Genomic DNA, 6,517 nt, shown 5'->3' with positions numbered 1-6,517 from the left:
TGCTTCTGAAGCTCTTGCTTTTCCTCTGACGTTAGATAGTTTCTGACTCCCATGGCTTATTCCAGAATTTTAATGTATTATACGCAGTTTAGATGACTAACAGCTTATTGGGAGTCCGGGCTTAGAAACCTATTTTCTATTGCGTCAAGCTCGATCCTACAGAGAGCTAAGTGAGCCTCAACAGGCTTTAGGAAACTATATTCAAGCCTTAGAAAGACTCAACAAGCTTCAAAAAAATGTCGATCTTTCAACCTGGCTGGGAGAAGAGATGTTTCAAGCCCTATCGGAGGAGTGGCAGCTTGAAAATCAAGAGCACTCCATGCCTGATGAAGATATGCTCCAACTACTTCATGTCGTCAGGCTCGGCATTTTTTCGGATATAGCCTTTACCTATAGCGTTTTAGGGGATTATCAATCCGGCCTTTATGTCGCCAACTCAAACGAGTCTTTAGGTACAACAAGTGCGTTAACCAATTATATTAATGATTTTTTAAATGATGGTCAAAGAATACGGGAACTCTTAGATATCTCTGAAGACTCCACTGATCTTGCCGATGATGGCTCATTGGCATCAAGGTTTTTCAGCCTTATTCTTCCTGCCGCTCGAAAGACCTATCAAAACCTGCTTGAGAAACTTCCAGAGGTTTACACGATTCAATCGCTAAAGATTCTCTTTTCTGACTTTAATGAGCCCGAATCTCAAGCAATCCAGGATGACCGCCTTAAAACTCTCGGCGTTGAACCCACAAAGCATGTCAGCCTATTCTTTTATCGCATACTGGAAACCATCTCTGACGATGACTTCCTTAATGAGATTTTGGCTAGTTCTGAGGCAGAGGCTTTAGAGCCTATAATGCGTCAAATTCAGATCCTTGTTCCAGAGGCTTTTGACCTTGAGACACAAACTTGGGAGCCAGAAAGCTTAGCGGAAATTGTTGAAATATTGCAGGATGCTTTACTTCAGTATCTTGTTGAGTCAGAAAATCAGGAGGTTGCTGGTTTAGCCAATCAATTTAGTGGCTTGATTGAATTCTTTGCCCAAAGCCTAGTATCAGGTAGTCGTTTTGAGCAAGATAGTCCTGAATACCATCAATACAGGCTAGAACTTGCCCAGGCTATTTTGCAGAGCTGGCCAAATCAAAGTCGTGCTGCTCAAGAATTTGATTGGACGAAAGGATTTGTTTTGAAGTTTCAGGGGGATGCCTACTATCGACTTAGAGACCATGAAAAGGCAGTTTCCGTTTATGAAAGCGCTATTCCATTCTTAATTAAAGCTGAGAATTTCTATGAAAGTGAATATCGATATTCCAAGCCTGAGATCAAAGATTTTGTGCAGCAAGTCAAAGATATTTTTGGATTTCTTATTGAATCCCTTCTTGTCAGTCAGCGTCTATCGACGTCCTTAAGTGCGGCTGATGCTTACTTAGAGTTGCAAATACCCAGTACAGCTAAAACTAGGTATATCGAGGCTTTAACACTCAGCGAAAGAATCACGACAGGAGCCTTTGTCTACAGACAAACTGAGCAATCAGAAATTCACTACGGCTTGGCACGGGCCGAGGCGATGCTGGGGAATCAAGATCAGGCTAGAGCCTCGATTGAAAAGGCCATTGCTATCCATGAGGACTCTTTTCCCAATGAGTCAGTTTCTGGAGGCACTGGGATACTAAATTTGGGTTTTACTTACGGCTATGGTGTTCCCTATAAAGGCTCAATTAATGCCAGCTTTAAATTTGAGGCAGAAAATCCCTGGTTAGCGACCAATGCAGGTCAAGATTTTTTGGTAGAGCGGCGTTGTGCGACGGTGCCGCAATATTTTGAATGTCGGCAAAAGTATTTTGACTTTTATATTAGCTGGCTATTGCAACAGCACCAGGCCAACCCCACAGCAGGGTTTGACGTGATGGCCTTTGAGGCCAGTGAGCAGGCTAAATCCTTCAGTTTTCGGCGACCAGATAGCGAGGTTTCGGCCCAGGATCGCTTTTCTCCGGCGCAGTCTTTGCGGGAAATTCAGGCGGCGATTGGCGATGATGACACCCTGGTGCTGGAATATTTCCTAGGTCAAGAGGCCAGCTATTTGTGGGTGCTAGGCCAAAATGGGGCACTGCAAGTCCATACCCTGCCCCCTCGCGCCGAGATTGAAGCCCAGGCCCAGGCGTTCTACGACCTATTGACCGCACCCACCGGACGGGTGCGACCCCAAACCACCGCCCAGGCGGGGGCCGCCCTCAGCCAGACGATCCTTGGCCCGGTGGCCAACCAACTGGGTACCCAGCGCTTGGTGATTGTGGCCGATGGGTTGTTGCAGTACCTTCCCTTTGCCGCCCTGCCCAACCCCAACCCCGGCAACCTCCCTACGGCCTCGGCCCTCCAAGGGGAATATGGCTCTGTGCTGAATCCCCTGCTGTTGGATCACGAGGTGGTGTATCTGCCCACGGCTTCTACCCTGGTGACGCTGCGGCGCAATGCCCCTTTGCGGCCCCAGCCCACCCAGGAACTCGCTTTCTTTGCCAATCCTGTGTTCAACCATCGGGATCTGCGAGTGCGGCAGGTGAAGCTGTTTCCCTGGTCGCGGCCCTTTAGTTCGTCGGAATTAGCCAATATTGAGGCTCTCTACAGCGCCATTCCCGCCACCGAGCGCGAGCTAGACAGCATTCTAGAAACAAATCTGCTACCAGAGGACAAGGTAAAAACCTTCTTTGGCTACGACGCTAACCTCAGAGCGGCTGTAGATTCGCGGCTGGGCCAGTATCGCATGGTGCATTTTGCCTCCCACGGTATTTTTAATAGTAATGCTCCAGAACGTTCCGGCATTGTCCTGTCAGGTTTACGTGAGGATGGGGTAGTGCAGGCGGGGTTGCTGTCGCCCACCTACGCCTTTAATGAGATGAACCTAGCGGCCACGGAATTAGTTGTCCTCAGCGGTTGCCGCACCGGGCTAAGCCAGGGCCACATTGGCCGAGAGGGTATGACCGGACTCACCAATGGCCTATTTGATGCCGGGGCCGAGCGGGTGGTGGCCAGCCTGTGGAGCGTGCGCGACGATGCCACCCGTGAGCTGATGAATCGGTTTTATGGGCGGATGCTAGATCCAGAGAACCCGATCCCCCCAGCCCAAGCACTCATCGAAGCCCAGCGATCTATGTGGAATGAGCCCCGCTGGCAAACTCCCTACAACTGGGCGGCATTTACCCTCCAGGGCGTTTGGGAATAGCCCGGTTTTTTCTAGTCAGGGTAAAGGTCAAGCCTCCATGGGGCGGTTCATTCGGATTCAGGGGGGCTACTGAAAAGCCTCCATAGCCTGATCTACAAACCGTTGCCAGTGGCCATTGGGTTGCCAAATCGCCAATAAATCCCGTTGGGCGATGGCGGGATTCAGCCCCAATTTCAGCACCCGATAGAGATAGACAAAGACCGAAACCCGCATATTGAGGGCACAGTGAACAAAAACCTGGCGTTTCCGGTGGGTTTCCATCGCCTCAAAAAACTGGTCTAGATCCGCCAGCGTTGGGTTTTCCCACACCACAGGAATTGCCACGTAGACCATGCCTAACCCTTCCACCGTGGCCTTCTCATCCGGCAACGCATGGTCAGAGGTCGGTAACGCGAGGTTAACCACCACCTCGTATCCGGCTTGAGCGAGGGCGGCAAATTCCGCTTCGGTGGGCTGTCCGGCGGTGGCGAGGGTGTCTGAAATGGGCAAAAACTGGCGCATGGTGGTGAGGATCGTCATGATGGTGGAACCGTCTTGCCAACGGCAACAATGTCACCCAGAGCGGTGCCAAAGCTGCCATCGTTGGTCTGTTCTATGGCGACGGCTAACCCCTTTGGTGCTTTAAATTGGTTTAAAGGACATTGGGGCATCTCGATTCATCGAGGTACCCTATCGTAAGGTCTTCAAAAAACTTGAAATGCAACTAATACTAAATCCGGCTTGCTTATCCACGGTGTCAGCGGGCGCGGAGACCTCGCCCCTACGGTTTGTTGGCCTGGAAATCGGGGTCTTCTGGCTCGGATTTGGGATGAAAGGCACAACAGCTTACCTTTCCTGGCGGATTTGGGGCTGAGTTGGCCTTTGCATAGGCCCTAGGTAGCGGGTGAGGTAGGGAGAAAAGACCTCGTAAATCAGCGTCAGAGGTTTTCCTCGATGCCAAAATAGGTAGTGACGGCCCCAAAATGGCCCTGGTTGGCCAAAGGCCGCTTCTAGGGCCAGAGAATCGCCAAAATAGATCCCCTGAATATCCCGGTACAGTTCTGTGCGCAGGCGGGCGAGGCTGGCCCAAATTGGCAGAGATTTGTTCTGCAAATACTCATCCACATGGCTGGCTTCCCACCAGGAGGCGGCATAGGCGAGGCGCTGCCCAGAGGCCGTTCGTAGCCACACTTGGCGGCGCACCCTTGGCCCCGGCACGACCCGAATAATGTCGGGAGCATCGTCCAAATCCATGCCCACGCGGGACATATCAATCACATCCACCTCGGTGGGTTCGCGGGTTAGCAGTTGCAGGTGGCGAGTGGGGGAACCATCCCCCAACAGCAGAATTTGCCATGCGGGGGCCATTTGGTCGTGGGGCAGCCCCTGCTGCACCAGGGACGGTCCGGCCTGCCACAGGGGATTTAGGGCGTGCCAAGCACAGGGCAAAGCGTTGGGGTTAATCGGCTGGGTTGCGGAGGCCAAGGTGTGTTACAAAAGTTCATCTCTGGCTTTATGGTAAACCCTGTTCTTGGCGAAAGCGAAACTTTGGCATTGGGCATTTGGGATGAAACAGCGTTGGAACGGCGATGTCGATCCTACCCAGCCTTGCCACAGTGGCCTGTTTATCGGGCAATGCATGATCAGAGGTGGGCAGCCCTAGGTTAATGATGACCCCATATCCAGCCTGGGTGAGGACGGCCAATTCCGCTTCCGTCGGTTACCCTGCGGTGGCGAGGGTGTCTGACAGGGGTAAAAACTGGCGAATGGCGGTGAGGGCCGTCATTACAGTTGGCAATCCCGTGGGTCGGTAGAATCTCAGCTAGGATACGGTGGGCGCTGTTTTAGGAATGGGTGATGTCGCCAGATTATCTTCTCTTTGCCCAACATGGCTGGGCCGATAATAACCAACATATGATCGCTCTGGCCCAGCAATTGGCGACCGACAGAACCCGCATCATCGCTCCCAGCCTGAACTATGCCATGACCTGGTTGCGCATGGCTCCTTTGGTAGAGGCGGTGGATCGGATCGCCACGGAGGCCGTGCAGACCGACCCCGGAACGCCCCTACGAATTATCGGCCATTCCATGGGCGGGCTGATTTGGCTGGAGGTGTTGACCCGCCATTCCGACTGGTGGTCGAGGGTAGAGTCCCTGGTATTGGTGGCTTCTCCGGTGGGGGGGGCGGATTTGGGCCGGATTATCGACCCGCTTCAGGTGGGGGTGGGCATTGCCGCTGATCTGGGCCAAGACCGCCGAGCCATGGCCAGCACCCTAGCCCAACACATCAAAACCCTGGTGATTGCAGGGGACGTGGACGGCGGCAGCGACGGAACCATTACGGTGGAAAGCACCAAGGTTCCCCAGGCCCAATTTGTCGATATGGAAGGGCTCAGCCATGCGGCCATGCGCAACCATCCCTGGGTGGTAGAAACCATTCGGCAGTTTTGGCAGGGCAAAAGCTTCAGCGAACCCCTCACCCAACATCCGGTGATTGAACAACTGCGGGCCATTCCCGGCATGACCGACGCCCACCCCCGTGATCTGCCCCAATCCACGCCCTTCCTCACCCTAGAGGATGACTCGGTAGTGCGAGTGTGGCGACATCCCCTAGGCATTGACCATGTGTATGTGCTGGCCTCCAACGGGGTCTGTTTATATGCGGGCTATGTGGGCTGGCTGCACCGGATCGACCTTTGGAATGCCCTAGATCAACTGAGGCAGGATGTCGCCTATCGCCAGGAATCCCTCTAATCCTAAATCCGACTTGTTTGCCCCCGGTATCAGCGGGCGAGGAGACCTCGCCCCTACGGTTTGCTGGGCTGGGAATCGGGGTGATTCGATTAGGATTTGGGATAAAGACTTGCCTGGGATACAAGGTGAGTTTAGAGTATGCCCACTAATAAAGTATCCAAGCTCAGCCCTCATCCCCCAACCCCTTCTCCCTTAGAGAGAGGGACAGGGGTGAGGGCCAAGAACAAGGGCAAAGGGATAGTTATTTTCATGGAGCACTCTTAGCTCGACTTTATCCAATTAGGCAGCATGGCAAAGTAACTCGGCCCAGATGTCGAAGATAGGGCGCGGGACTTTAACGTACTCAAGGTCATCTTGCGATGTCTGAAAAAGCCGAGAGGCCCATAGATAGCGCCGGACAAAGGCCAAGGCATCAGCAAAGGTCGGGTGTTGCTTGATGTACCAGGCGGTATGAGGTAGGGGGAAGGTAAATTGGGGGTGCAGGCGCTGGGTGAGGAGCACGACGAGGGAGAAGAGTGAGAGCAGGGCCGGTGTAGTGCGTAGGATTGCTAAGTCAGACCACTGTCGCTG

At 53.0% G+C, this 6,517-nt stretch carries 5 protein-coding genes; 2 read left to right on the top strand and 3 right to left on the bottom strand.

Features of this window, described 5'->3' with window-relative positions; translation table 11 throughout:
* Positions 1–1,672 precede the first annotated feature (1,672 nt).
* Entirely contained in the window at positions 1,673–3,214 is a 1,542-nt protein-coding gene (locus tag H6G62_RS25455) for a CHAT domain-containing protein (RefSeq protein ID WP_190500419.1), read from the top strand.
* 66 nt (positions 3,215–3,280) lie between these two features.
* Here H6G62_RS25455 and H6G62_RS25450 read toward each other — a convergent pair whose 3' ends face one another.
* Together H6G62_RS25450 and H6G62_RS25445 are read right to left on the bottom strand one after the other, a co-directional pair.
* Positions 3,281–3,733, bottom strand: a complete 453-nt coding sequence (locus tag H6G62_RS25450; RefSeq protein WP_190500417.1) for a protein tyrosine phosphatase family protein — start codon at positions 3,731–3,733, stop codon at positions 3,281–3,283.
* A gap of 306 nt (positions 3,734–4,039) precedes the next feature.
* Positions 4,040–4,642, bottom strand: coding sequence for a chorismate lyase (locus H6G62_RS25445; protein ID WP_242052278.1), 603 nt, complete (start codon positions 4,640–4,642; stop codon positions 4,040–4,042).
* A 408-nt stretch (positions 4,643–5,050) separates the two neighbouring features.
* Here H6G62_RS25445 and H6G62_RS25440 point away from each other — a divergent pair, with 408 nt between their 5' ends.
* Positions 5,051–5,947: an alpha/beta hydrolase gene (locus H6G62_RS25440; RefSeq protein WP_190500413.1), complete on the top strand. Its 897-nt coding sequence runs from the start codon at positions 5,051–5,053 to the stop codon at positions 5,945–5,947.
* Between the two features lie 279 nt (positions 5,948–6,226).
* Here the strand turns inward: H6G62_RS25440 and H6G62_RS25435 are convergent.
* Positions 6,227–6,517: hypothetical protein (locus H6G62_RS25435; protein ID WP_199325224.1), on the bottom strand; the 291-nt coding region annotated here is incomplete at its 5' end.

It is taken from the genome of Phormidium sp. FACHB-1136, from assembly GCF_014697375.1.
Lineage (GTDB): Bacteria > Cyanobacteriota > Cyanobacteriia > Phormidesmidales > Phormidesmidaceae > Nodosilinea.
This window is presented reverse-complemented; position numbering and strand designations above follow the sequence as displayed.